At 67.9% G+C, this 23,583-nt stretch carries 25 protein-coding genes and 1 pseudogene; 12 read left to right on the top strand and 14 right to left on the bottom strand.

What is annotated here, in order from left to right:
* Window positions 1–4: 4 nt before the first annotated feature.
* The 3 genes from ACFU4Z_RS22225 to pyrR are packed head-to-tail and all read right to left on the bottom strand — an operon-like array spanning window position 5 to window position 2,950.
* Entirely contained in the window at window positions 5–1,315 is a 1,311-nt protein-coding gene (locus tag ACFU4Z_RS22225; protein WP_379065884.1) for a dihydroorotase, read from the bottom strand.
* Window positions 1,312–2,271: an aspartate carbamoyltransferase catalytic subunit gene (locus tag ACFU4Z_RS22220; RefSeq protein ID WP_379065882.1), complete on the bottom strand. Its 960-nt coding sequence runs from the start codon at window positions 2,269–2,271 to the stop codon at window positions 1,312–1,314. The genes ACFU4Z_RS22225 and ACFU4Z_RS22220 overlap by 4 nt, the downstream gene beginning before the upstream one ends.
* 43 nt (window positions 2,272–2,314) lie before the next feature.
* On the bottom strand, window positions 2,315–2,950 hold the full coding sequence (gene pyrR / locus ACFU4Z_RS22215) for a bifunctional pyr operon transcriptional regulator/uracil phosphoribosyltransferase PyrR (protein WP_379065880.1): 636 nt from the start codon (window positions 2,948–2,950) through the stop codon (window positions 2,315–2,317).
* A gap of 226 nt (window positions 2,951–3,176) precedes the next feature.
* Between pyrR and ACFU4Z_RS22210 the strand changes: the two genes are divergently transcribed.
* The gene (locus tag ACFU4Z_RS22210; RefSeq protein ID WP_379065878.1) at window positions 3,177–3,803 is read left to right on the top strand and encodes an alpha-ketoglutarate-dependent dioxygenase AlkB; all 627 of its coding nucleotides are present in this window, start codon (window positions 3,177–3,179) and stop codon (window positions 3,801–3,803) included.
* Window positions 3,804–4,048: 245 nt separating this feature from the next.
* The gene (locus tag ACFU4Z_RS22205; protein WP_379065876.1) at window positions 4,049–4,498 is read left to right on the top strand and encodes an SgcJ/EcaC family oxidoreductase; all 450 of its coding nucleotides are present in this window, start codon (window positions 4,049–4,051) and stop codon (window positions 4,496–4,498) included.
* A 68-nt stretch (window positions 4,499–4,566) separates the two neighbouring features.
* On the opposite strand, the gene ACFU4Z_RS22200 is transcribed toward ACFU4Z_RS22205, so the two are convergent.
* Window positions 4,567–5,451, bottom strand: a complete 885-nt coding sequence (locus ACFU4Z_RS22200) for an SDR family oxidoreductase (protein ID WP_379065873.1) — start codon at window positions 5,449–5,451, stop codon at window positions 4,567–4,569.
* 72 nt (window positions 5,452–5,523) lie between these two features.
* On the opposite strand from ACFU4Z_RS22200, the gene ACFU4Z_RS22195 reads away from it, so the two are divergent.
* Window positions 5,524–6,108 carry a TetR/AcrR family transcriptional regulator gene (locus ACFU4Z_RS22195; protein WP_379065871.1) on the top strand — a complete coding sequence of 195 codons (585 nt, stop codon included), beginning with the start codon at window positions 5,524–5,526 and terminating at the stop codon, window positions 6,106–6,108.
* Window positions 6,109–6,474: 366 nt separating this feature from the next.
* On the opposite strand, the gene ACFU4Z_RS22190 is transcribed toward ACFU4Z_RS22195, so the two are convergent.
* Window positions 6,475–7,314, bottom strand: coding sequence for a hypothetical protein (locus ACFU4Z_RS22190; protein ID WP_379065989.1), 840 nt, complete (start codon window positions 7,312–7,314; stop codon window positions 6,475–6,477).
* A gap of 152 nt (window positions 7,315–7,466) precedes the next feature.
* Between ACFU4Z_RS22190 and ACFU4Z_RS22185 the strand changes: the two genes are divergently transcribed.
* On the top strand, window positions 7,467–8,180 hold the full coding sequence (locus ACFU4Z_RS22185; protein ID WP_379065869.1) for an HD domain-containing protein: 714 nt from the start codon (window positions 7,467–7,469) through the stop codon (window positions 8,178–8,180).
* 75 nt (window positions 8,181–8,255) lie between these two features.
* Here the strand turns inward: ACFU4Z_RS22185 and ACFU4Z_RS22180 are convergent, their stop codons facing one another.
* Window positions 8,256–8,831: a TetR/AcrR family transcriptional regulator gene (locus ACFU4Z_RS22180; protein WP_379065867.1), complete on the bottom strand. Its 576-nt coding sequence runs from the start codon at window positions 8,829–8,831 to the stop codon at window positions 8,256–8,258.
* 83 nt (window positions 8,832–8,914) lie between these two features.
* On the opposite strand from ACFU4Z_RS22180, the gene ACFU4Z_RS22175 reads away from it, so the two are divergent.
* A complete protein-coding gene (locus ACFU4Z_RS22175) occupies window positions 8,915–9,898 on the top strand; it encodes a zinc-binding alcohol dehydrogenase family protein (protein ID WP_379065865.1) in 984 nt (327 codons plus the stop codon).
* Between the two features lie 93 nt (window positions 9,899–9,991).
* The gene (locus ACFU4Z_RS22170; protein ID WP_379065863.1) at window positions 9,992–11,149 is read left to right on the top strand and encodes a serpin family protein; all 1,158 of its coding nucleotides are present in this window, start codon (window positions 9,992–9,994) and stop codon (window positions 11,147–11,149) included.
* A gap of 220 nt (window positions 11,150–11,369) precedes the next feature.
* On the opposite strand, the gene ACFU4Z_RS22165 is transcribed toward ACFU4Z_RS22170, so the two are convergent.
* Genes ACFU4Z_RS22165 through ACFU4Z_RS22155 form a run of 3 tightly spaced genes read right to left on the bottom strand, consistent with a single transcriptional unit; the run spans window position 11,370 to window position 13,029 of the window.
* Entirely contained in the window at window positions 11,370–11,936 is a 567-nt protein-coding gene (locus tag ACFU4Z_RS22165) for a DUF4334 domain-containing protein (protein WP_379065861.1), read from the bottom strand.
* Window positions 11,937–11,995: 59 nt separating this feature from the next.
* On the bottom strand, window positions 11,996–12,508 hold the full coding sequence (locus ACFU4Z_RS22160; RefSeq protein WP_379065859.1) for a DMT family transporter: 513 nt from the start codon (window positions 12,506–12,508) through the stop codon (window positions 11,996–11,998).
* Window positions 12,505–13,029, bottom strand: a complete 525-nt coding sequence (locus ACFU4Z_RS22155) for a DMT family transporter (protein WP_379065857.1) — start codon at window positions 13,027–13,029, stop codon at window positions 12,505–12,507. The genes ACFU4Z_RS22160 and ACFU4Z_RS22155 overlap by 4 nt, the downstream gene beginning before the upstream one ends.
* A gap of 306 nt (window positions 13,030–13,335) precedes the next feature.
* On the opposite strand from ACFU4Z_RS22155, the gene ACFU4Z_RS22150 reads away from it, so the two are divergent.
* Window positions 13,336–14,610: an SLC13 family permease gene (locus ACFU4Z_RS22150; RefSeq protein WP_379065855.1), complete on the top strand. Its 1,275-nt coding sequence runs from the start codon at window positions 13,336–13,338 to the stop codon at window positions 14,608–14,610.
* Between the two features lie 132 nt (window positions 14,611–14,742).
* On the opposite strand, the gene ACFU4Z_RS22145 is transcribed toward ACFU4Z_RS22150, so the two are convergent.
* Window positions 14,743–15,402, bottom strand: a complete 660-nt coding sequence (locus tag ACFU4Z_RS22145) for a TetR/AcrR family transcriptional regulator (RefSeq protein ID WP_379065854.1) — start codon at window positions 15,400–15,402, stop codon at window positions 14,743–14,745.
* 321 nt (window positions 15,403–15,723) lie between these two features.
* On the opposite strand from ACFU4Z_RS22145, the gene ACFU4Z_RS22140 reads away from it, so the two are divergent.
* Window positions 15,724–16,752: an NADP-dependent oxidoreductase gene (locus ACFU4Z_RS22140; RefSeq protein WP_379065852.1), complete on the top strand. Its 1,029-nt coding sequence runs from the start codon at window positions 15,724–15,726 to the stop codon at window positions 16,750–16,752.
* On the opposite strand, the gene ACFU4Z_RS22135 is transcribed toward ACFU4Z_RS22140, so the two are convergent.
* From ACFU4Z_RS22135 to ACFU4Z_RS22120, 4 genes are all read right to left on the bottom strand, one after another.
* A complete protein-coding gene (locus tag ACFU4Z_RS22135) occupies window positions 16,705–16,971 on the bottom strand; it encodes a YciI family protein (protein WP_379065850.1) in 267 nt (88 codons plus the stop codon). The two genes, ACFU4Z_RS22140 and ACFU4Z_RS22135, sit on opposite strands and share 48 nt — an antisense overlap.
* Window position 16,972: 1 nt before the next feature.
* On the bottom strand, window positions 16,973–17,470 hold the full coding sequence (gene nusB / locus ACFU4Z_RS22130; protein WP_364901519.1) for a transcription antitermination factor NusB: 498 nt from the start codon (window positions 17,468–17,470) through the stop codon (window positions 16,973–16,975).
* 118 nt (window positions 17,471–17,588) lie between these two features.
* On the bottom strand, window positions 17,589–18,152 hold the full coding sequence (gene efp / locus ACFU4Z_RS22125) for an elongation factor P (RefSeq protein ID WP_379065848.1): 564 nt from the start codon (window positions 18,150–18,152) through the stop codon (window positions 17,589–17,591).
* Between the two features lie 49 nt (window positions 18,153–18,201).
* Window positions 18,202–19,329 (bottom strand): M24 family metallopeptidase, encoded by a 1,128-nt coding sequence (locus ACFU4Z_RS22120; RefSeq protein WP_379065846.1) that lies wholly within the window; start codon window positions 19,327–19,329, stop codon window positions 18,202–18,204.
* A gap of 291 nt (window positions 19,330–19,620) precedes the next feature.
* Between ACFU4Z_RS22120 and ACFU4Z_RS22115 the strand changes: the two genes are divergently transcribed.
* The 4 genes and pseudogenes from ACFU4Z_RS22115 to aroB all read left to right on the top strand — a co-directional run bounded on the left by ACFU4Z_RS22115 (window position 19,621) and on the right by aroB (window position 23,445).
* Window positions 19,621–20,070 (top strand): prepilin peptidase, encoded by a 450-nt coding sequence (locus ACFU4Z_RS22115; RefSeq protein WP_379065844.1) that lies wholly within the window; start codon window positions 19,621–19,623, stop codon window positions 20,068–20,070.
* A gap of 179 nt (window positions 20,071–20,249) precedes the next feature.
* Window positions 20,250–21,443, top strand: a complete 1,194-nt coding sequence (gene aroC, locus ACFU4Z_RS22110; RefSeq protein WP_379065987.1) for a chorismate synthase — start codon at window positions 20,250–20,252, stop codon at window positions 21,441–21,443.
* Window positions 21,440–21,958: pseudogene (locus tag ACFU4Z_RS22105) on the top strand (shikimate kinase); the annotation flags it as partial. The gene aroC and the pseudogene ACFU4Z_RS22105, both read left to right, overlap by 4 nt.
* A gap of 365 nt (window positions 21,959–22,323) precedes the next feature.
* Window positions 22,324–23,445 carry a 3-dehydroquinate synthase gene (gene aroB / locus ACFU4Z_RS22100; protein WP_379065842.1) on the top strand — a complete coding sequence of 374 codons (1,122 nt, stop codon included), beginning with the start codon at window positions 22,324–22,326 and terminating at the stop codon, window positions 23,443–23,445.
* Window positions 23,446–23,583: the final 138 nt, after the last annotated feature.

Here is a 23,583-nt window from a genome sequence, read left to right as displayed (position 1 = left end):
TCATCTACGCCTCCGCACGGTTCCCCACCGCCTTGCCCTCGCGGGCGGTTACCACGCCCCGCAGCAACGTCGTCGTCACTCGGGCAGGGAACGTCATCGCCTCGAACGGTGTGTTGTTCGAGATGCTGGCAAGCTCGGTGGCTCGTACCGTCCAAGTGGCGTCCGGGTCGACCAGCGTGAGGTTCGCCGGTTCGCCGACCTCGATGGGTCTGCCGTGGTCGTCGAGTCCGACGATTTCGGCGGGCCGCTCGCTCATCACCCGCGCGACGCCGCGCCAGTCGAGCAGCCCCGGTTCGACCATGGTCTGCACGATGATCGACAGCGCGGTCTCCAGGCCCAGCATGCCGGGACGTGCGGCGGCGAACTCGCAGCACTTGTCCTGTTCGGCGTGCGGGGCGTGGTCGGTGGCGACGCAGTCGAGGATGCCCTCGGCCAGTGCCCGGCGCAGCGCCGCCGCGTCGGAGGCCTCGCGCAGCGGCGGGTTCACCTTGTTGACCGCGTCGTAGGTTTCCAGCCGCGAATCGTCGAGCAGCAGATGGTGCGGCGTGACCTCGGCGGTGATCGAAATACCTTGCGACTTGGCCCATTTGACCAGTTCCACGGTGCCCGCGGTGGAGGCGTGACAGATGTGCACGCGCGCACCGGCATCACGGGCGAGCAGCGCGTCGCGGGCGACGATCGACTCCTCGGCGGCGCGCGGCCAGCCGGCAAGGCCGAGCCTGGCCGCGGTCGGCCCCTCGTGCGCGACCGCACCCTGGGTAAGGCGCGGCTCCTCGGCATGCTGCGCGATCAGGACACCGAGGGAGTTCGAGTATTCGAGCGCCCGGCGCATCAGCAGCGGGTCGTAGACGCAGTGACCGTCGTCGGAGAACATGCGCACCGCGCCGACGCCTGCGGCCATGGTGCCCATTTCCGCGAGCTGCTTGCCCGCCAAGCCAACCGTGACCGCACCCACCGGGAACACATCGACGAGCCCGACCTCCTGGCCGCGCCGCCACACATGGTCGGTGACGACCACCGAGTCGGCGACCGGATTGGTGTTGGCCATCGCGAACACCGCGGTGTAGCCGCCGAGCGCCGCGGCGGCGGAACCCGACTCGATGGTCTCGGTGTCCTCGCGCCCCGGTTCACGAAGGTGGGTATGCAGGTCGACGAAGCCGGGCAGCAGGACCTGGCCCTGCGCCGAGATCACCTCGGTGTCGGCACCGGTGTCGAGGTCGACGCCGATCGCGGCGATCACACCGTCGCGGACGAGCACATCGACCGGCTCCCCCTCGCCGTACGGTCGAACACCCTGCAAAAGCAACTCGCTCACGCCACCGCCTCCTGGGTGCCGACCAGCAGCCGGAACAGCACCGCCATCCGCATATGCACTCCGTTCGTCACCTGTTGCAAGATCGCGGACTTCGGTGAGTCCGCAACGGGCGAGGCGATTTCCATGCCGCGCAGCATCGGTCCCGGATGCAGGACCACCGCATGCTCCTCGAGCATCGCCATCCGACGCTCCGAAAGCCCGTAGTTCACCGAGTATTCGCGGGCGGAGGGGAAGAACCCGCCGTTCATGCGCTCCGCCTGCACACGCAGCATCAATACCGCGTCGGCGCCGGGCAATTCGGCGTCCAGGCTGTGCGAGAACCGCGCGGGCCAGCTCTCCGCACCGACGGGCAGCAGGGTGCGCGGGGCGACGAGCACGACTTCGGCGCCGAGGGTGGCCAGCAGGAAGACATTCGAGCGGGCGACCCTGCTGTGCAGGATATCGCCGACGATCACCACGCGCTTGCCCTCGATGTCACCGAGCCGCTGCCGCAGTGTCAACGCGTCGAGCAGTGCCTGAGTCGGGTGCTGGTGAGTGCCGTCACCCGCGTTGATGATCGCCGGACCCGAACCGCGGCCCGACTGCACCGCCCAGGCATCCATCCAACGCGCGATCTGGTGCGCGGCACCGGAAGCGGGATGCCGCACGATGAGCGCGTCGGCGCCCGCCGCGTGCAGCGTCAGCGCGGTGTCGCGCAACGATTCGCCCTTGGAGACCGAGGAGCTGCTCGCGCTGACGTTGATCACATCGGCGCTCATCCACTTGCCCGCCACCTCGAACGACACCCGGGTCCGGGTGGAGTTCTCGTAGAACACCGTCATCACGGTGCGACCGCGCAGCGTCGGCAGCTTGTGCACCTCACGCCCGAGCAGTGCCTGCTCGAAACGTTCGGCTTCGTCCAGCAGCTCCGTCGCGGTGACGCGATCCAAGTCCGTCACCGTCAGCAGATGCCTCACGACGCCACCTCGCTGACGCTCGGCTCCGCCGTGGCTCGCTCGCTCACGCTTCCGCCTCCTGATGCAGATACACGCCGTCGCGGCCGTCGTGTTCGGTGAAAAGTACGGAGATGTCCTCGCTGCGCGAGGTGGGCACGTTCTTGCCGACGAAGTCGGCGCGGATCGGCAGTTCGCGGTGGCCGCGGTCGATGAGCACCGCTAGCTGCACGCTGCGCGGCCTGCCGAGGTCGCGCAGTCCGTCGAGTGCGGAGCGCACGGTGCGGCCGGAGAACAGCACGTCGTCGACGAGGACCACCAGCGCGTCCTCGATACCGCCTTCCGGCACGGAGGTGCGTTCCAGTGGCCGGTGCGGGCGACTGCGCAGATCGTCGCGGTAAAGGGTGATGTCGAGTGAGCCGAGCGCCGGGCGCACACCGGAGAATTCCTCGATCTTCTCCGTGAGCCGGGCGGCGAGGGTGGTGCCGCGGGTGGGGATTCCGATCAACACGACGCGCGGTGCGTCGGGATCGCCCGAATCCAGTGCGGTCTTCTCGATGATCTGATGCGCTATGCGCGCGACGGTCCGGCCGACATCCGACGGCGACAACAGTTCGCGTCCCGCCTCCACCCATTCGGGTGTGTGTCGCTGCGATACCTCGCCAGCGCCGGACTTGGCGGCCCGATCTTCGGGCACGGCCATGCCGACCTCCTTCCCCGCCTCACCGGACGGTCCGTTAAAGGATGTCTTACGGCAAGCAGCCTAGCAGCGCCCCGAGCACCGCTTTCACCAGGCATATCGGGCTGTGAGCCGGGCCACGACGCCGCTGTGAGCCCGGCCACGAAGCGGTCGGACGCGAGCGCCCGGCATCGCGACATTCCGAGGAATCTACTAGCACATACGTTCGATTCGACGTAGATTCGAATTCATGCCGACACCATTCCAGGGTTCGCTGCTCGACGGGTTCGATGACGTCCGCCTCGAGACGCTGCAGCGATTGCGGCGGACACCGCTGAGCAGCGGCGCGTGGGTGGACGTGCTGCCCGGCTGGCTCAGCGGCGCGGACACGTTGTTCGAGCGCCTCGTCGGCCGAGTGCCGTGGCAGGCCGAGCGGCGGCCGATGTACGACCGGGTCGTGGACGTGCCACGGCTGCTCCACTTCTACGACGAAGACCAACCGCTGCCGGATCCGATCCTCGACGACGCGCGTGATGCGTTGAGCACGCATTACCAGCGCGAACTCGGCGAGCCTTTCCGGACGGCAGGACTCTGCTACTACCGCGACGGCCGCGACAGTGTCGCCTGGCACGGCGACACCTCCGGCCGCGGCGCCACCGACGACACGATGGTCGCGATCGTCTCAGTCGGCGCGCCGCGCGCATTACTCCTGCGGCCGCGCGGTGGCGGCGCGAGTCTGCGCTACACGGTGGGTCACGGTGATCTGCTCGTCATGGGCGGCTCCTGCCAACGCACCTGGGAGCATGCGATACCGAAGACCCGCAAGCCGGCCGGGCCGCGGATCAGCATTCAGTTCCGCCCCCGCAACGTGCGCTGACCCGGCACCGGGCGATAGTGGCGGCTGCGCGATTTCGACGATCACGTCGCAATGAGCGAGCAATGGAGTCGAGGGCGATCCGCAGAAACACACCATCCCACTGTTTGCGCACTACGGAATGCACGAGCCTCGGCACCGCAATCGACCTGGGCGCGTTGCCCTTCCGTATGCCGCCGGAGTTGTGATCCAGGCGACTGACCCGGGGAGTTGACCTCAACTATAGTTCAGGTACGAAGCTGATTCTCATGGATACAGCAACGTTTCAGCCGCCGGTCGTCGAGGACACCACCGTCGACCACACCGCGGACATTGCGGCGATCGAGCAGATCATCGCCGACACCCAGGCCGCGTACAACACCAATGACGCCGAGTTGATGACTGCGCACTTCACCGCCAACGCGGTCGCCGGGAACGCCGTCGGCATGCTGATCGCAGGCACCGCGGCGCTGCTGGACGCGAATCGCCAAGGGCTGGCCGGGTTCCTGAAGGACGAGTATGTGCGCTACGACGTCACCGACATCGTGTTCCTGCGTCCGGATGTCGCGATCGCACACAAGGTCGCGCGCGCGACGACCGCGCAGGGTGAGCTCATCGACACCGACCCCGCGATGGTCGCGCTGTACGTGCTGGTGAAGCAGGAAGGGCGGTGGTGGACCGCAGCAAGGCAGAACACCCTGGTTCCGCAGGCGGGATAGCGCAGGGCCGACCTGGGGAATCCCGTCACGGAACGTTCGGCGCGGATCGGGCCCTCGACGCACCCGACTCACCCGTAGTGCTGTGGTGGCCACTGCCGCAAAAGATCCCGCTCGCGGGCCAGGAACTCGGTAAATGTCGTGGCCGGTCGGCGGGTGAGATCGCGGACGGCCGAGGTGGTCTCGGCGAGAGATCCGTCCGCGACGTCGGCATACAGCGTTGCCACGTCGGCGGCGAACTGAGCAGGCAGTCCCTGGGCTACCAGGTTGTCCGCGAAATTTGATGGGGGCTGGTCGATGTAGGACACCGTCCGGCCGAGCGCCTCGGACAGCCGGGCGGCGATCTCGGCGTGAGAGAGGGCTTCGGGACCGGTCAGCACGAACCGCCGCCCAGTGCCGAGGTCGCTGCTCAGCAGTACGGCGGCGCAGGCGGCGATGTCGGCGCAGTCGACGTAGGACACGCGACCCTGTCCGTAGGCGCCGAGAAGATCGCCGCCGCTGGTGAATGCGCCCGCGCCGGTGAGGAAGTTCTGCATGAACCCGCTCGGCTGCAGGATCGACCAATCCAGACCCGACGCCTCGAGCCGCGCCTCGATCGCGGCATGCGCACCCTCGGCCAGCAGACCACCAGGCCGGGCACCCCGGACCGAGACCTTCACAATGCGCCGTACCCCCGCACGGACCGCCGCATCGATCACAGTGGTCTGCTGGGCGACCATCGGCTGCGGCCCCGGCGCAGGTTGCGCCCCCGGTGAACAGAGAAACACCTGGTCGACGCCCGACAGCGCGGCCGCGATCGAGTCCGGATCGTCGAAATCGCCCACCATCAGGTCGCAGTCCAGTTCTCGCGTGCGGTCCGGGTCGCGCACCAGCGCCCGAAACGGTATGTCCTGCTGTCGCAACAGGCGCACCAGATGGCGGCCGATCGAACCGGTAGCACCCGTGACCAGGATCATCATCTACTCCTTCTAAAATCGAGGCACCTTCGAAATATATCTCGATGGACCCTCGACTTAGAAGGGGTTGTGATGGAGGAAACAGCATCGCGGGCCCGCCGTCCCCGCGCGGATGCCCGCCGCAATCGAGAGCGGCTGCTCGCCGCCGCCGACGAGGTCTTCGGCGCGGGCGGTGCCGACGCGCCTCTGGAGCATGTGGCCCGGCGGGCCGGCGTGGGTGTCGGCACGCTGTACGGACACTTCCCGACTCGCCGGGCACTGATCGCCGCGCTGCTGGCGGAGCGCAACGAGGACCTGTTCGAGCGCGGTGATCGGTTGCTCGACGGACCGGTCACGGCGGACATCGTGGCCGAGTGGGTGCGCGCGGTGGTCCAGCACGCCGCCACGTATCAGGGCCTGGCCGCGGTGCTGGTGGAGAGCCTGAACGATGACGGTAGCGAACTGCACGCATCCTGCCTGCGGATGAACGGCATCGGCGAGCAACTCGTCGATCGCGCAGGCCGGTCGGCGGCTCTCGGGCCCGATGCCACCGCCGCCGATGTGTTCACACTCATCAACGCGGCAGCCTGGACACGCGAACATGCCGGCCCCGATCAGGCAGAACGCTTGATCGCTCTGGTACTCAACGGGTTACGCGCATCGAACGACTCGACATAGGCGTGTGTTCACGGTCTGCCGATGCGGCAGACCGAATGTCGAGGTGAGTGCCGGACCACGCGAGCGTCTACGCCGACGGTGCCCCGGCACGGCGTCGGCAAGTAGTCCACCTGCGACACCGCTGCGCCGGTCCCGGCCTGGACGAAGCCGACACCACCGACTCGGCCACCCGTATGCACGCACGCACCGCGATCGACCGGCCTATCGCCCGCCGTGACATCGACCTGCGAGAGAAGACACCGGGGCGGATGCTGCACGAAGCCTGCGCGCCCACGGCGCAGCACACGTATGCGAGCCAGCGGCTCATACAGCACAGCGCCGCAACGGATCTCATCGTCGCGGCGCTGTCTGCGGAGGCACCCGGGGTCAGTCGAGCACTGAGGGCGCGTCGATCGCCGGGAAGCGGCGGCGGCGAATTGTCGCGGCATGCGCCCAGATGGCGCTGTCCACATCGCCCGCTTCCCAGCCCCCTCGTGCGAGCACCTCGGCGCGCGCCTGACTTGCGATGTTCACCTTCCGCCGATACTGACGGAAGATCTGGACCTCACCGTTGTCATCGGCTTCGTCCAGGTAGGTGTAATCCATCCCGTCGTGGGCGTAGGTGCCCAGCGTCGCGAGATCGGTTGCCCAGCTGCGCAATTGATCGGGTGTGCCGAACACGGTGATCAGCCCGCCGATGCGGTCGACCCAGGCCGATCCGGTCCGCCGGTCATGGTGACGCCAGATCCGCTCGCCGGGGCCTTGCGATCGCCATTCCCGCAGTTCGTCCACCGCCTGCCGCAGGCCGAAGGTCTGCCAGCGCACGGTGCCTTCGGAGCGCTGCCGGAACGGCAGCTGCCTGCGCAGTGCGACGGCCGCGGCGCGCGTGAATACGGTCAGGTCCGAGGGCACCACAACGATCGGATCCGCGGGTGCGGCGTCGAATGGGTTCGGATCCAGGTGTTCGGGATCGATCACCACCACGGTGCCCGGCCGCCGCTGATAGGCGAGCCCCCACAGCAGTCGGGCGAGCACCCGCGCACCGCGCCAGTCCGACAGCACATGCCAGGTGTCGTGAAAACGATTGGTGGAGAAGCGGAAATCACTGCCGGGCCGCAGACTGATCACCGTATAGACCCGGCTGTCGAGCACCATGGTGCGCCGGTGCAGTTTCAACATTTCATCGGTGGCCGAACCTCGTCGCGGCCGTTTGTCGTGCGCGGCCACGGTCACCTCCAGTTCCTGCCTCGCGTATCTACCAGGACACCACGAGCCACGGGCACCGGCAACGGATTTTCCGACAGGGCATGCTCCGGCAACGGCAGACAGAGTGGCATAGAGCACAGCGCCGCCGGGGGCCGCACCGATAGATTGACCCTATGAGCAATCCTGGGGCGGGGGTTCTGGCCGTAATGCCGCTGCATACGATCAGCGAGGTCTACGGCGAATCCGGACTGCGCGAGCGACTACTGCTGGAGATCGCGGAACTCCCAGAGGCCGAACGGCTCACCGCCGCTCTCGACCTGGCCGGCGAGCTGCACCGCGACGATCGCTACGGCCGGGAACCGTATCTCAATCATCTACTGCGCGTGGCGATTCGGATCATCAGCCACTACGAGGTCCGCGACGCCGATCTGGTGGCCGCCGGCCTGCTGCACGACGCGGTCGAGGATCACGCGACCGAGCTCGCCGGCGACCGGCCCGGCCCGGCGACCACCGCCGCGCTCACCGAACTGTCCGAACGATTCGGTGCCCGGGTGGCCGATATCGTTGCCGCCGTGACGAATCCGGAGCCTGATCCGTCGATCGATCGACACGTCCAGTACCGCGCGCACGTCGCGGCCGAGCTCGATCGCGCGCCGTGGGCCCGGGTCGTGAAGCTGTCCGACTTCACCGATAACGGCGTGGGCATCCTGTATGCCGACGGCCGCCATATGCAGAAGCTCGCGACCAAATACCGCCCGCTGACCGACGTCTACCGCGACCTGGTCACCCGCGCGGACACCCCGCTCGCCGCGCACGTCAAGCGCCATATTCTCGACCAACTCGACCGCGCAGACGAACGCTTCGACGCGATCCTCACGCACGACTGACCCGAGATCCGGCCCCAGCGAGGTTCGGGCCCGAACCGCAACTGCCGTCGCCCTCGACACCGGTCGCGTCGGGGTTCACGGCGCCCTGAGCACCGCCTCGACCAGTTCCCGAACCGCACCAAGCAGCCGATCCGTCTCACCCGCGCGGGCCAGCTGCGGCACCAGCGCGCCGCCCAGTGACCCGAACAGCAGTCTGCCGACCACCTCGGCGTCCAGGTCCGGGCGCGCCTCGCGCAGCAGGGTGATGATGTGCGCGTCCCAGAAGTCGTGGATTTCGGCGGCTTGCGGGTGTGGCGGGCCCTGGATGTAGGCGACCGTCACCTCGATGTTGTCGGTCATCAATCGCACGAACGCGTCGAAGAAGGCCACCAGCCTGATACCGGCGGGAGCACCCGGCCCGAGCGGTGGCGGACCGGTGCGGACGGCGTCCATCAGCGCGAAGGTGCTCTCCGCGATCATCTCGTGCAGCAGGCCGGCGCGGTTGCCGAAGCGATGGAAAATCGTGCCTTTGCCCACGCCCGCGGCCGCCGCGACCCGATCCATGGTCAGGGCATCGGCGCCGTGTTCGGCGAGCAGCGCGGCGGTCGCTTCGAGGATCGCCCGCCGATTACGCGCCGCATCCGCTCGCTCCTTGGGACGTTCGTCGGCCATTCCACCACCTTCATTGACAAGTTGACCGCCGGTCCATATTGTTACGCAACATCTGGACCGACAGTCAAGTTATGGAGTTATCGATGAAGGCAATCGTAATGACGGGCATCGGCGGACCCGAAGTGCTGGTCGCCCGGGAGGTTCCCGCGCCGCAGCCGGGGCCGGGCGAATTGGTGATCCGTGCCGAGGCGATTCCCGTTCTGTTCCCCGAGACCATGCTGCGCTCGGGACAGTTCCCGATGCCCGTCGACACGCCGCTGGTGTTCGGCTTCCAGGCGGCAGGCGTGGTGGTCGAGGTCGGACCCGGCGTCGATGTCGAGCTGATCGGACAGCGAGTCGCCGTGGAGACCATGGGCTTCGGGTCGTACGCCGAACTGGTGTGCGCGCCCGCGGGTTCCGCGGTCCGAATTCCGGACGGCGTTTCGGCGGTCCAGGCGGCATCGGTGCTGATGAGTGGATCGGTGGCGCTCCCGCTGCTGGAGACCGCGGCCCTCACCGGCACCGAGACTGTGCTGATCGAGGCGGCGGCAACAGGCATCGGGAGCGCGCTCACGCAACTCGCCAAGGAATACGGCGCGGCGCGCGTCATCGCTACCGCAGGCGGTCCCGAAAAGGCCGCAAGGGCACGGGAGCTCGGCGCGGACGAGGTGATCGATCACAATGACCCACAGTGGCCGACCCGGCTGCGCGAAGCCCTCGGCGACGCCACCCTCGACGTCGTCTTCGATTCGATCGGTGGCGCGACCGCCGCCGAGGTGCTCGCCGCCATGACACCGCTGCGCGGACGAATGCTCAGCTACGGCTGGCTGTCCGGCGCACCGGCACAGGTCGGCGTCGCCGACCTGCTCACCAGTGGCCTGACCCTCATCGGCTGCGCGGGCCCGGCGTGGCTGGCTCGGGTCGCCGAGGCCCGCACCGCGACGCTGGAGCGTACGGCCGCCGGGAATCTCGACACATTGGTGGACGCAATCCTTCCGCTCAGCGAAGCCGGCCGGGCCCATCGACTCGTCGACGAGCGCGCTCCGATCGGCAAGATCATCCTGCGTCCCGACTCGATCGAGGCGTGAGCCCGTGGTTGGCCGTCACCCGGCGGCCAACCACGAAACACCACTGACGGCGCAGACCGGCGCTCGGACCGATCGGCGAATATCGTGGGTGCGGTGCAGACATCTGTGGCTCCGCATGTGGTCGCGGCCAATGAGCTCACCGCGCGATGGTGCGCCGTGGCAGGCGCCGCCGACTTCGTCGTATCCGGCGCTGGCGTGTGGCCGCTGTTGGCACTGCTCGCCGCCGCCGCGGAGGGAACCGCGCGGTCCGAGCTGGAAACCGCAATCGGGGTGCCTGCCGAGGCGGCGGCCACCTCGGCGTTGGAACTGCTGCGCACACTGGCCGATGCCGAGGACGTGTCCGCCGCGCTCGGCCTCTGGGTTCGTGATGACCTGCCGCTGCACGAGAATTGGATGCGGCGACTGCCTGCGGGCACCATCGACCGACTCGGCGAACAGGAAGTCCTCGACGAATGGGCTCGGCGGCACACCGGTGGACTCATCGAGAAGTTCCCGCTGCGTATCGAGCACGACACCGTGCTCGTCCTCGCCACCGCCCTCGCGGCGAAGACCACCTGGGAAGCGCCGTTCACCGCCGCCGAGCTGGCGCCCGAAACCGGCCCGTGGCGAGGGCGGCGCGGACCCGGCCTCCAACGCGTCACCAGTCGCCTCACCGATGCCGCGATCCTCGAAGGATCACCACCTGTCACCCGGGTAATCGTGACCGGGACCGCCGATGTGGATGTGCACCTACTGCTCGGTGCGACAACCCCCGGTGACGTCATTGCCACCGGCCTCGCCGCGCTGACCGGTGCGGTGCCAGTCCGCACCGACCTCCCCGCCGGGACCACCGGACCCGGTCTCGCGGTACGCACCCGCACCGGGCGATCGCGGCGCGATCTGCTCGAAGTTCGCCTGCCGCCCTTCGAGATCCGATCGGCGCACAATCTCTGCGCACAGCCGGAGTTGTTCGGCCTGACAGCCGCGACCGACAGCACGCACGGCCACTTCCCCGATATCTCCCCCGACCCGCTGTATGTAGCCCAGGGCGCACAAGAAGTGCTCGCGCGTTTCACTCGAACCGGCTTCGAGGCCGCGGCCATCACGGCAATCACCATGGCACGGGCAGCGGCTCTGCTGCCGGAACGCCTCGTCACCACCATCTCCGTCGCCTTCGACCGCCCCTTCGGCTTCATCGCGGTGCACCGCCCTACCGGGCTCGCGGTCGTCGCAGGCTGGGTTGCCGACCCGCCGACCGAGCCGATCGGCTGACCGAGCCTCCCCACAACATGCCGAAGTGCCTCGGCAGGCGACGGTGGGAATGCCGGGTGATCCGGCCGCTGCCACGCCGATGATGATCGGCTCGCGGCCGACTCGTCAGCTGGCTATCGCGTAGGCGTTTCGGGACGGATCGACCGCCGCACATGGCCCGTCGGCGACCTGCTGGGCGGGGCGACGCACCTCGAGCGCACACGGCGCCTCGAAGGTCGGGTCAGACGGTCTCCCGGCGCAGCACGAAGAAATATGGTTCGGTCATACCGCGCAGATCCATCACGCCGAGCAGGGTGCGTTCGTCGACCCGCCGGAAGTGATCGATGATCGGCAGGTGGTCGTAGATCATGCCCGCGCTCAGCACACCGCGAAACTCGATATCTCGCAAACGTGCTGCGGGCGTGCGGGTTCGAAGCACCGAACCGATCACCCGCAACGACTTGCGCGCCATCCGCACGCCAGCGAGCGGCACTCGGCCCGCGAGGCCGAGCGGGACCCGGCGGGGATCGACGGGGAACACGGTTCCGGTCTCATCCGCGAACAGCAGCGGGTGGACGGCGTCGGCGGTGTCGAACTGCTTGCCGTACCAGCCCGAGGCAACGAGCACACCGGCGAACGGATGCCGGGTGTCCAACTCCTCGCCGCGCCAACGTCCGGTCGTGATCTGCGCGGTCGGCACGGCGGGGAGACGATCGAAGAGCTCCCACGCCTGCTGTGGCGTGCACCCACCGGCCTGCAGCGCCGCCAGCTCGGTGGTCCCCGGCGCTGCGCCCTTCGTCTCGGCCATGTCGGTCTCCTCGCCTGCGGCAACGTTGCAAGAAGGAGACTATCAATCTCTCAGGTCGCTCAGTATTTCGCCATCAGGTAGGAGCCCGCGATAATCATGGCGCACGCGGCGATTCGTTGGGCATTGATGCGGCGGCGTGGGAACCCCATCACGCCGTAGTGGTCCATCGCGGTCGCGAGAAACATCTGACCGCCGATGATCAAGGCGTTGAAGGTGCCGATTCCGACGCTGGAGGCGACGGTGATCATTGCGAAGATCGCCGCACCGCCGGTCAGACCGCCGAAGGGCGCCCACTTGGGCATGGCCGCGAGATCGGCTCGGGTCGGCAACTGCCGATTCGACGAAACCAGCAGCGCGACAACAAGAATGATGCCGACGCCGGTGAGGGCCACCGCATAGGAAACCACCCCGCACAGCCACACGTTCTTCAGCGCCAACTTCAGCGTGTTCTGACAGCCCGCCTCGATGGACCGCAATGCGCCGCCGATCAGCAGGAACACGAAGACCAGGGCAAATGCCGAGCGCGGCAGCGCGGTGCGGGTCTCGACCTCGGGTTCGGTGGCAGTAGTCATCGGACAATCCCTTCGACAGGCGCGGTGATGAGCGGGGTGGTTTCTTGTTTCGCCGAGTCGCTGGCCATCAGATAGACCGCCACGGTGATCAAGACGGCGCCGACCACCCGGGGTGCGGTCAACTCCCTGGTGGCGAAGCCCATCAGCCCCAGGTCGTCCATCACCAACGCGACCAGCATTTCGCTCACGATGACGACCGCGTTGAACGTTGCCACGCCGACATATTTGGCGACGGTGATCATGCCGACCACCGCGACACCGCCGATCAAGCCACCGAAGGGCGCCCACCACGGCATGTTTCGCACGTCGTCGAGAGTCGGCCACGCCGAAGGCGCGACCACCCTCGACACCGCCAGGAAAATCAAGAATCCGGCCAGCGCAACGGCATACGAGAACACCGCGCACAACCACACGTTCCGCACATAGATCTTCTGCGTGTTCTGACATCCGACCTCGATGGACCGCAACCCACCGGACACCAGGATGAAGAGAAATACGAGCCCAAGGCTAATGGCGACCATGACGAGACACGTCCTTTGGTTCGGGAGGAGCAAACGCCATCACGAACCCAGCGATGATCGGCCCGACCCGGCCTCCACAGGAGGACCGATGCTCGTTTGCTATCGACACCACCGATCGTGACCCACATAACGTACCGTTGGTTGGTGGCACCGTCAATAGCGGGCCGTGGTTTTGGGGGTGCTCGAATGTACTCAGCGCCATTCCGAAAGACCTTGCAGGAGAACAGTGCTCGAGACATTCGAGGCGAGCGAGCGACACATCCCGGCGTGCGGCTCTCGTCGTCCCAGCACTGAACAGCGACCGCCATGGCCCCTGCTGACATGATGGCGGGCGTGCCCGAGCAGATGCTTTCCTCCGCGCGGACCCCGCCTTCGACCACACCACCGCCGCGATGGCGGCCGAGCACGCTGGACTGGGTCCGACTCGGACTGCTACTCGCCGGACTGCTGTGCGTGCTGACCGGACTACTGCCACAGGACGAAGCCGTCGACAATATGCGCCGGATCGGTCCACTGCTGCTGTTCCTCGGCAGCGTGATCGTGCTCGCCGAACTCACCAGGCAAGCCAAGGTTTTCGATGTCATCGCGCATCGCATCGCCATTCTGGGTCGCGGCCACTATCCGGCGCTGTTCGGGTTGTGTGTGCTGTTCGCATCCGCCACCACGATCCTGCTCAACCTGGACACCACCGCGGTGCTGCTCACACCGGTTATGCTCGCGCTCGCGAGGCCCGCCCGGATCCCTCCGCTGCCGCTGGCGATGACCACGCTGTGGCTGGCCAACACCGCGAGCCTGCTGCTGCCGGTCTCCAATCTCACCAATCTGCTGGCCGCGGACCGGATTGCGTTGCACGCCACCGACTTCGGCGCGCGCATGTGGGCGCCGCAGCTGATGTCGATCGTCGCGACGATGATCTGCCTGTGGGTCTGGTACTGGCGGCGCGGCCGACGCGATACCGACCGTTACCTGCCGCCCGAACCGGTCCGCCCGCAGAACGCGCGGCAGCGCGCGCTGCTGTACACGACGGCGACCGCGTGCCTGCTGTTCGTCCTGGCCATCCCGCTCGTCGGCGATAGCATCGGCATCGCCGCCACGCTCGCCGCGGCCATCGCGGTGGCGGCCTTCGCGATCTTCGACCGTTCCGTGCTGCGGCTGTCGCTGATCCCTTGGCAGCTGCTGGTTTTCGTGGTCGGGTTATTCCTCGTGGTGCCCACGTTGAGCAGATTCGGACTGTCCGAGGTGATGCACTGGCTGATCGGCACCGACCCAGGCGCCCTCGGCGCATACCGCGCCGCAGGAGCGGGCGCTGCGCTGTCCAACGTGGCCAACAACCTGCCCGCCTATACCGCGGGCGAGACCGTCGTACCGGACGCGAACCGAAACCAGCTGCTGGCCTTGCTCATCGGCACGAATATCGCCCCACTCGTCACCCCATGGGCATCTCTCGCCACGCTGCTGTGCCTCGAATTCTGCCGCACCCACGAAGTTCGCGTCCCCATGCCGCGCTTCATCCTCACCGGCCTCGCTCTGGCGCTCACCGCGACGACAGCCGCGGTAGCAGCCCTCCTGCTCACCGGCTGACCCCGGCCACCGGGGAGAGTGGCGCATAGCCGCGGCCAATCGCGGGAAGCCTCGCCACCATGCGCCACCCCCATGACGAAGCCAGGGCCGGGCGGCGCGCGATAGCTTGTGCGGTACAGCGCGCGGGGTGAGCTAGGGCGCTCGGGGTGCTGAGGGGATCGCGGGGGCGGCGGCGGTGGCAACGACGGTCAGCCGGGCGGAGATGATGCGGCGGGCCCGTGCGTAGGGCGCGGCATCGGAGAACAGGAGCGCGTCCTGGCCCGCCACCCGGGCGATGGAGTCGAGTTCGAAGGCCAGATCTGCGGGGTCGATATCGGCGACGATTTCGCCGAGCGCGATAGCCTCGGCGACGGCGGCCTCGTACAGGCGCAACCAGTCTCGGCGGGCAGCGGCGACAGCGTCGTGCACGCGTCCTGGCCTGGCGTCGAACTCCGCGACCGCGGACAGGAAGAAGCAACCGCCCCGGAAGATCGGTTTCGCGGCGTAATCCAGCCAGGAATCGGCCAGCGCCCACACCCGGCGCAGGCCGGCGGGCGCGCGGCGGGCCGGTTTCACCACGTGTGTCACGAATACTTCGACGGCCGCGCGCACCGTCGCGAGCTGCAGTTCTTCCTTGGAGCCGAAGTGCGCGAAAACGCCGCTCTTGCTGAGATCCAGTTCCGCGGCGAGCCGGCGCACGGACAGGCTCTCCAGGCCCTCGACGGAGGCGATGTCCATGGCGTGGTCGAGGATGACCCGCCGGGACCGCTCGCCGCGCGCCAATCGCTTGTCCACCGTGGTTCCGACCGTCATCACATCCGCCTTCCACTCGGCACCGATCCTAGACGAAGGACGAATGTCCTCATTGTTTTGCTCTGAAATTACTGGGATCCCCCTCTTCTCAGCGATGTTGACAGAATTACGCCTAGAAGTAATAGTACAGTCGTCCACTTAGTTCGAGGTTCAAGTCGACTCGACCTCCACCGACTCGACGCCATTCCTGCCGGAAATGTCGAATCAGGATGCCGGATCGGCGCACAAGCAGGCTCGCGGTGGATAACCCCCGGCACTCGTCGGCGGGTGGAACATATCGGACGAGTGTCCACTTATTCGAGCAGTACGAGAGGACAGACCATGCGCGCGATTCAGCAACAGCGATGGGGCGGGCCCGAGACCATGCAGCTGGTCGAGGTGGACCGGCCGCAGCCGACCTACACCGAAGTGCTGGTGAAAGTGGTTGCGGCAGGGGTGAACCCGGTCGATCACTACAACCGGGAAGGCAAGGCGTACAACGATGTGCTGCCCCTCCCCTTCGTCAACGGCTGGGATGTCGCCGGGGTGGTCGAGGAAGTCGGCTACGGCGTCACGCGCTTCGAGCCGGGCGATCGCGTGTTCGGCATGCCGTGGTTCCCGCGCGCGGCAGGCGCCTACGCCGAGTACGTCACCGCACCGTCACGACACTTCGCCGCCATCCCGGAAGGCGTGAGCTTCACCCAGGCCGCCGCCCTGCCACTCGCCGCACTGACGGCATGGCAGATGCTCGTCGATGTGGGGCAGGTCCGGCCCGGGCAGCGGGTGCTCGTTTCCGCCGCGGCGGGCGGTGTCGGCCATCTCGCGGTGCAGATCGCAAAGTCCATCGGTGCGTACGTGATCGGCACCGCACGCGCCGCCAAACACGAATTCCTGACCGGCCTCGGCGCCGACGAAACCATCGACTACACGAGCACCGACGTCCCGGCCACTGTTCGCGATATCGACATCGCGATCCAGATGTTCGGCGGAGAGCCCGCACTGCGCACACTCGAAACCCTGCGCCCAGGCGGCATTCTCATCAACGCCCAGGCCGCGTGGACACCCGGGATGTACAAACGTGCCGCCGAACTCGGTGTACGGGCAAGTGCCTTCCTCGTCGAACCCGACCGCGCAAACCTGGAATCACTGGCCGACCTGGTAGCCAAGGGTCAACTGACCGCCCACATCGGCGGCCTGCTCCCGCTGGGCCCGTACACCCACCAGCGGGAGCGCAGGGTGCGCGCCGGCAACTGCCGCTCGGCGGGCCGCCGAACGACAACAGCCGCACACCTTGCGGGTGCGCGGCTGTGGCGGACGTTCGGGTCAGGCGGAGACGGCGATCTCCCACTCGTAGACCGTGAGTTCCGATGACCCGGTGGTGTGGACCGGGTCGGTGAAGGCGATCTCGCGGGCGGCGTCGAGGTTGTCGGCGTGGATGACGTAGGCACCGCCGGTACCGTCGGTGAAGCGGCCGCTCTCGACCAACTGGCCGCGTTCGAGCAGATCGGCGAGAAACTCGCGGTGCGGCTCGACGACGGCGGGGTCGAAATTGGGCCTGCGCATCGCCATGACCAGGTACTTGTTCACCATCTCAGGCCTCTGGCTCCTGGCGCGGAGCCAACGTCGCCGCGGCGGCGGCGCGCACCTGCGGTGCGACGAGCACGACTTGGCCGAGGACACCGTTCACGAATGACGGGGAGTCGTCGGTGGACAGTTCCTTGGCCAGCTCCACCGCCTCGTCGACCGCGACCACCGGCGGAACATCGTTGGCGTGGAAGAGCTCCCACACCGCGATCCGCAGGATGGCCCGGTCCACGGCGGGCAGCCGGGACAGCTCCCAGTCCTTGAGGTAGGACTCGATGGTGCCGTCCACCCGGTCGAGATCGTCGGCGACGCCTTCGACCAGGGTCTTGGTATAGGCGTGCACCGGCGCGACGGCCTGATCCTGGGTGGACAGTTCGACGCGCTCGGACACCAGGTCGGCCGCGTCGACATCGCGGGCCTCCGCCTCGAACAGCAGGTCGACCGCGCGGCGGCGGGCCTTGTGCCGGGCACCGAGCTTCTTGTATGTGGGCTTCTGTTCGGCCACTGTCACATCATCCCCGTCTTTACCCGATCGCGGCAGCTGCGGGGCTCCGCATGGTCACGCTTCGTCAGCGTGACCGGGGCCGTCGCTACTGCCGCGGCCCGATGGCGGCGGTAGGTGATCAGGAGTTCACCCGGCCGAGGTAGTTGCCGTCACGCGAGTCGATGCGCAGCTTGTCACCGGTGTTGATGAACAGCGGGACCTGCACCTCGGCGCCGGTCTCCAGGGTCGCGGGCTTGGTGCCGCCGGTGGAGCGGTCGCCCTGCAGGCCGATGTCGGTGTGCTGCACCTCGAGCTCGACCGTGACCGGGAGCTCTACGTAGAGCGGGGCGCCCTCGTGCGTGGCGACCTGCACGGTCATGTTCTCCAGCAGGAACCGCGCGCCGGGGCCGATGGTCGACTCGGAGATCGAGATCTGGTCGAAGGTGTCGCCGTCCATGAAGACGTAGTCCGAACCATCGTGGTAGAGGTAGGTCATATCGCGACGGTCGACGGTGGCGGTCTCCACCTTGACGCCCGCGTTGAAGGTCTTGTCGACAACCTTGCCGGACAGCACGTTCTTCAGCTTGGTCCGCACGAATGCGGGCCCCTTGCCCGGCTTGACGTGCTGGAATTCGATGATCTGCTGGAGCTGACCGTCGATCTTCAGCACAAGGCCGTTCTTGAAGTCGCTGGTGTCCGCCACTGTCCTCGGATCTCCTCGTTCGTAATATCCACGTCTCGGGCAACCGGCGTCAGTCGACGACGGTCAGGTCTTTGCTGGTGTTGGTGAGCAGTTCAGGGCCCCCCTCGCGCACCACGAGCGTGTCCTCGATACGGACGCCGCCGCGGCCGGGGAAGTACACACCTGGTTCGACGGTCACCGCCACGCCAGAGAGAAGTGTACCGGTTCCGGTTTTGGCGATTCCTGGCGCTTCATGGATCTGTAGTCCCACCCCGTGCCCGAGACCGTGCACGAACAGCTTCCCGTGCCCGGCCGACTCGATCACCGCGCGCGCCGCCGCATCCACGTCGGCCACCGGCGCACCGGGTTGCAATGCTTCGCGACCGGCCCGCTGCGATTCCTGGACCAGGGCATACACCTCGCGATGCCAGTCCGTGGGCGGGCCGAGCACGAAGGTCCGGGTCATATCCGAGTGGTAGCCGCCGACCACCGCGCCGAAATCGAGCTTGACGAAGTCGCCGACGGCGAGCACAGCGTCGGTCGGCCGATGATGCGGGACAGCCGAATTCGCGCCCGCCGCCACGATCGTCTCGAACGCCACCGCCGCCGCGCCGTGCTCGAACATGGCCCACTCGAGGTCCCTTGCCACCTGCCTTTCGGTGCGGCCGGGCCGCAGCCCGCCGCGCTCGAGCAGCGTGGCGAGCCCCGCATCGCCCGCGGCGCACGCGACGCGCAGTTGCTCGACCTCGTAGGCGTCCTTCACCATGCGCAGTTGTTCGACGAGGCCGGGTGTGGCGACGAACTCCAGACCGGTGCACTGCTCGACGAAACCGCGGTGCTGATCGACGGTGACGATGTGACTCTCGTAGCCGACCCGGCCCAGCTGCCACTCCCCCGCGAGCTCCACGATCCTGCGGGCGGTGGCCCGTGCGATCTCGGCGCGCAGGCCCGGCGCCTGTTCGGCGACCTGAGTGAGGTATCGACCATCGGTGCCGATCACCGTGCGCTCCTCGGCATTGCGCATATCCCAGGAGTGCACGAGCAGCGCGGCGTTGGACCCGGTGAATCCCGTCAAGTACCTGATGTTCACCAGATCGGTGACCAGCAGCGCATCGACCTCGTTCTCCACCAGCAGACTCCGCAGCGCACCGCGACGCGCCGCGTAGTCGGGCTCGAGGCCCGCGTGATCAGCAGACATATGTCAAAGCTACCGCCGACACGCGTCCCGGCGACACCCAACACGTACACCGGCGATGGGCGGATACGCCGCGGACGATGCCGTGGTCGGGCGGGTGCCGCAGGGAACGGACAAACGCCGCAATACGCCTGAACCGAAATCCACTCTGCCCCCGCACAATTACCGCGGAGCAGTTCGCGGTCAGCCAGCCGCGACACCGAGCGGACCAGCGGTTGTTCACATATCGATCGGCTATCAACATTTCGGGCCCGTGACTTGATCCGCGCCCGCGCCCGACAAAGGCTGGTAGCCATGGACTTTGCCGCATTCACCCTGCTCGTGGCCTGGTGTGCGATGCTCACCGTCATCGATATCCGGCACCGCAGACTGCCCGACATCCTCACCGGATCAGGTGCGCTGATCGTGTTCGGATACGCGCTGTTCACAACACAATTCACAACCGCGTTGCTCGGTGCGGCGCTGCTGGCGATCCCCTATTTGCTGGTGCACCTGGTGTCGCCAGGGGCGTTCGGCGCCGGCGACGTGAAACTCGCGATCGGACTGGGTGCGGTGGCCGCGCTCGGCGGCGCGCGGGCCTGGGTGGCGGCAGCGCTCGTCGCACCGGCGCTCACCGCCGCTGTCGGCATCGTGGCGCTGACGGTCCGGAGAATGCGTACCGATGCCGACCGCACCGCGGTCACGGTGCCGCACGGGCCTGCGATGTGCTTGGCGACGATGCTGGCGCTGGCGCATGCCGACTGACGCCGCCCGACACGCCGGACCGCTCCACCCGGGCTCGAGCTCGGCGGCGCTCTCACTGCGACAACCTGGCCGATGACGGCAGGTGGTCCGGTGGCCATGTCGCGGCAGGGGCGACCGTGCCGTTGATCACGCCGGGCCGCGTGCCGGAGCACCCGCGCCGACATGGGAAGATGGACAGCGTGTTGCGCTGGATAACTGCCGGAGAATCCCATGGTCCCGCCCTCGTCACCATCCTCGAGGGGATGGTGGCCGGTGTCGAGGTGACATCCGAAGAGATCTCCGCGCAGCTCGCGCGCCGTCGGCTCGGGTACGGGCGCGGCGCGAGGATGAAGTTCGAGGCCGACAAGGTCACCATCGTGGGCGGTGTGCGCCACGGCCGCACCATGGGTGGACCCATCGCGATCGAGATCGCCAACTCCGAGTGGCCGAAGTGGACGATTGTCATGTCCGCCGACCCCGTCGACGAGACCGAGCTGTCGGATCTGGCACGCAATGCGCCACTCACCCGGCCACGACCCGGACATGCCGACTACTCGGGCATGCTCAAGTACAACTTCGACGACGCCCGCAACGTGCTGGAGCGGGCCAGCGCCCGCGAGACCGCCGCGCGCGTCGCGGCGGGCACCCTCGCTCGCAACTTCCTGCGGCAAGCCTTCGGTGTCGAGGTCGTCTCGCACGTCATCTCCATCGGAGCCGCCACGAACACCACCGGTCTGGCGCCCACCGCGAAGGATCTTGCCGCCATCGATGAGAGCCCGGTGCGCGCGTTCGACAAGGACGCCGAGGCCGCGATGATCGCGGAGATCGAGGCCGCCAAGAAGGACGGCGACACTCTCGGTGGCGTCGTCGAGGTCGTCGTGGAGGGGCTGCCCGTCGGGCTGGGCTCCTTCATCAGCGGCGAGAACCGGCTCGACTCGCGACTGGCCGCCGCACTGATGGGCATTCAGGCGATCAAGGGCGTCGAGGTCGGCGATGGTTTCGAGACCGCACGCCGACGCGGCAGCCAGGCACACGACGAGATGAAGCCGGGTCCCGACGGCGTGCTGCGCTCCACCAACCGGGCGGGCGGCCTGGAAGGCGGCATGACCAACGGCGAGGCCCTACGGGTCCGCGCCGCGATGAAGCCGATCTCGACGGTGCCGCGCGCGCTGGCCACGGTCGACATGACCACCGGCGAGGAAGCCGTCGCCATCCACCAGCGCTCCGACGTGTGTGCGGTGCCCGCCGCGGGTGTCGTCGCCGAGTCGATGGTGGCGCTGGTCGTCGCGCAGGCCGCACTGGAGAAGTTCGGCGGCGATTCGCTGACCGAGACCCTCGACAACATCACCAGCTACATCAAGCGCATCAGCGCCCGCCCACACGTGCCGCAATGATCGTCCAGACCGATCCGCGCGCACCGCGCGTGGTGCTGGTCGGACCGCCCGGAGCGGGGAAATCCACGATCGGCCGCAAGCTCGCGAGGGAACTCGGTGTCGAGCTGTACGACACCGACATCGGCATCGAGCGCGAGACCGGGCGCACCATCCCCGAGATCTTCGCCACCGACGGCGAACCCGAGTTTCGCAAGATCGAGGAACGGGTGGTGCGCCGCGCCATCCTGGCCGAGCGCGGGGTGGTTTCGCTCGGCGGCGGCGCCGTGCTGTCCAAGGACACCAGGGCGCTGCTGCGCAACCGCACCGTGGTCTACCTGGAAATCAGTGTGGCCGAAGGACTTCGCCGCACCGGTGCGAGCACGGGACGACCACTGCTCAACGGCGCCGATCCAGGCGCGAAGTATCGGGAGCTGATGCGCAAGCGGCGGCCGTTGTACCGGGAGGTCGCCTCGATCCGGGTGCGGACCGACGGTCGTAGCCCTGGGCGTGTGGTGCGCATGATCATGGCGAAGCTGGGCATGGAGTCGGTCCTGCCGCAAGACACGGAGCCCGACGCAGCGGCGACCGCTGAGACAGACAGCACGACCGCTCGGGGCACCGCGCAGAAGACGGCACCGGGCAACGAGAAAGCACAGGGCGCCGGAAATCCACAGGGCACCAGCAGGTCACGCGCCCGCCGTGCGGCACGGGCGCGCGCCGCGGCGCGCCGCAGGGCCGCCCAGGGCGAACCGCCGCAGCAGGACAACACCGAGCCGACACCCGCGCCGACGGAAACGTCCGGCGACACACCGACACCGGGCAGCCGGTCGCGGCGCGCTCGCGCCCGACGCGCTCGCGCGCGAGCGATCAAACACACGGCACGAACAGAATCGGAGCACACATGACCGAGCCGACCCGACTCCAGGTCCGCACCGCCGACCCCTATCCCGTGATCATCGGCCGCGGGTTGCTCGGCGAACTGGTCGAAGCGGTCACCGGCGCGACCACCGGCGTGCGGACGGTCGCGATCTTCCATCAGCCACCGCTGGCCGAAACCGCCGAAGCCGTGCGAAAGGCGCTCGCCGACACCGGCATCGACGCGCATCGCATCGAGATCCCGGACGCCGAGTCGGGCAAGGACCTGGCCGTCGCGGGCTTCTGCTGGGAGGTGCTCGGCCGCATCGGACTGACCCGCAACGACGTCGTGGTGAGCCTCGGCGGCGGCGCGGCGACCGACCTCGCCGGGTTCGTCGCGGCCACCTGGATGCGCGGGGTGAATATCGTCCATGTGCCGACCACCCTGCTGGCGATGGTCGATGCGGCCGTCGGCGGCAAGACCGGCATCAATACCGAGGCGGGCAAGAATCTGGTGGGCTCCTTCCACGAGCCCGCTGCCGTGCTCGTCGACCTGGTGACGCTGGAAACGGTGCCGCGCAATGAGATCGTCGCGGGCATGGCCGAGATCATCAAGGCCGGTTTCATCGCCGACCCGGTGATCCTCGAGCTGGTCGAGGCCGACCCGGAGGCCGCGCTCGACCCCAAGGGCGAGGTACTCCCCGAACTGATCCGCCGCGCGATCCAGGTGAAGGCGGACGTGGTCGCCGCCGACCTCAAGGAAGCCAGCCTGCGCGAAATCCTCAACTACGGCCACACCCTCGGTCACGCGATCGAGCGCCGCGAGCGCTACCGCTGGCGGCACGGCGCCGCCGTCTCGGTGGGCCTGGTCTTCGCCGCCGAGCTCGGACGCCTCGCCGGACGTCTCGACGACGCCACCGCAGATCGCCATCGCGCCATCCTGCAGAGCGTCGGCCTGCCGACCGGCTACGACGCCGACGCGCTTCCGCAGCTCCTCGACGCGATGCAGACCGACAAGAAGACCCGTTCCGGTGTCCTGCGTTTCGTCGTCCTCGACGGCCTTGCCAAGCCGGGCCGCCTCGAAGGCCCGGATCCGGCGTTGCTCGCCGCCGCGTACTCGGCGATCGCCAAGGAAGGCAGCCCGAGTAGCGGCGCGATCCTGCTGTAACCGGAAAACGCCCAGCGACGACAACGGCGCACCTCCCATGGAGGGGGGGCGGTTTGGTGGCGGGGTTCCCGGGGGATGGCCGGGGGGGGTTGGGGGGGGGGGGGGGGGGTTTTTTGTGGGTGCCGGGGCCCCGCCGCG

Source organism: Nocardia sp. NPDC057440, assembly GCF_042802915.1.
In the GTDB taxonomy this organism is placed as follows: Bacteria; Actinomycetota; Actinomycetes; order Mycobacteriales; family Mycobacteriaceae; genus Nocardia.
The sequence above is the reverse complement of the archived record's forward strand: the minus strand, read 5'-3'. Positions and strand labels throughout refer to the sequence as shown.

What these genes read in the sequence shown, in the direction of transcription:
- pyrR (WP_379065880.1), bottom strand. Translation starts at nt 2,950, where the DNA reads ATGGCCGTGCCCGAAGATCGGGCCGCCAAGTCCGGCGCTGGCGAGGTA.
- ACFU4Z_RS22210 (WP_379065878.1), top strand. Translation starts at nt 3,177, where the DNA reads ATGCCGACACCATTCCAGGGTTCGCTGCTCGACGGGTTCGATGACGTC.
- ACFU4Z_RS22205 (WP_379065876.1), top strand. Translation starts at nt 4,049, where the DNA reads ATGGATACAGCAACGTTTCAGCCGCCGGTCGTCGAGGACACCACCGTC.
- ACFU4Z_RS22200 (WP_379065873.1), bottom strand. Translation starts at nt 5,451, where the DNA reads ATGATCCTGGTCACGGGTGCTACCGGTTCGATCGGCCGCCATCTGGTG.
- ACFU4Z_RS22195 (WP_379065871.1), top strand. Translation starts at nt 5,524, where the DNA reads ATGGAGGAAACAGCATCGCGGGCCCGCCGTCCCCGCGCGGATGCCCGC.
- ACFU4Z_RS22185 (WP_379065869.1), top strand. Translation starts at nt 7,467, where the DNA reads ATGAGCAATCCTGGGGCGGGGGTTCTGGCCGTAATGCCGCTGCATACG.
- ACFU4Z_RS22180 (WP_379065867.1), bottom strand. Translation starts at nt 8,831, where the DNA reads ATGGCCGACGAACGTCCCAAGGAGCGAGCGGATGCGGCGCGTAATCGG.
- ACFU4Z_RS22175 (WP_379065865.1), top strand. Translation starts at nt 8,915, where the DNA reads ATGAAGGCAATCGTAATGACGGGCATCGGCGGACCCGAAGTGCTGGTC.
- ACFU4Z_RS22165 (WP_379065861.1), bottom strand. Translation starts at nt 11,936, where the DNA reads ATGGCCGAGACGAAGGGCGCAGCGCCGGGGACCACCGAGCTGGCGGCG.
- ACFU4Z_RS22160 (WP_379065859.1), bottom strand. Translation starts at nt 12,508, where the DNA reads ATGACTACTGCCACCGAACCCGAGGTCGAGACCCGCACCGCGCTGCCG.
- ACFU4Z_RS22155 (WP_379065857.1), bottom strand. Translation starts at nt 13,029, where the DNA reads ATGGTCGCCATTAGCCTTGGGCTCGTATTTCTCTTCATCCTGGTGTCC.
- ACFU4Z_RS22150 (WP_379065855.1), top strand. Translation starts at nt 13,336, where the DNA reads ATGGCCCCTGCTGACATGATGGCGGGCGTGCCCGAGCAGATGCTTTCC.
- ACFU4Z_RS22145 (WP_379065854.1), bottom strand. Translation starts at nt 15,402, where the DNA reads ATGACGGTCGGAACCACGGTGGACAAGCGATTGGCGCGCGGCGAGCGG.
- ACFU4Z_RS22140 (WP_379065852.1), top strand. Translation starts at nt 15,724, where the DNA reads ATGCGCGCGATTCAGCAACAGCGATGGGGCGGGCCCGAGACCATGCAG.
- ACFU4Z_RS22135 (WP_379065850.1), bottom strand. Translation starts at nt 16,971, where the DNA reads ATGGTGAACAAGTACCTGGTCATGGCGATGCGCAGGCCCAATTTCGAC.
- ACFU4Z_RS22120 (WP_379065846.1), bottom strand. Translation starts at nt 19,329, where the DNA reads ATGTCTGCTGATCACGCGGGCCTCGAGCCCGACTACGCGGCGCGTCGC.
- ACFU4Z_RS22115 (WP_379065844.1), top strand. Translation starts at nt 19,621, where the DNA reads ATGGACTTTGCCGCATTCACCCTGCTCGTGGCCTGGTGTGCGATGCTC.
- aroB (WP_379065842.1), top strand. Translation starts at nt 22,324, where the DNA reads ATGACCGAGCCGACCCGACTCCAGGTCCGCACCGCCGACCCCTATCCC.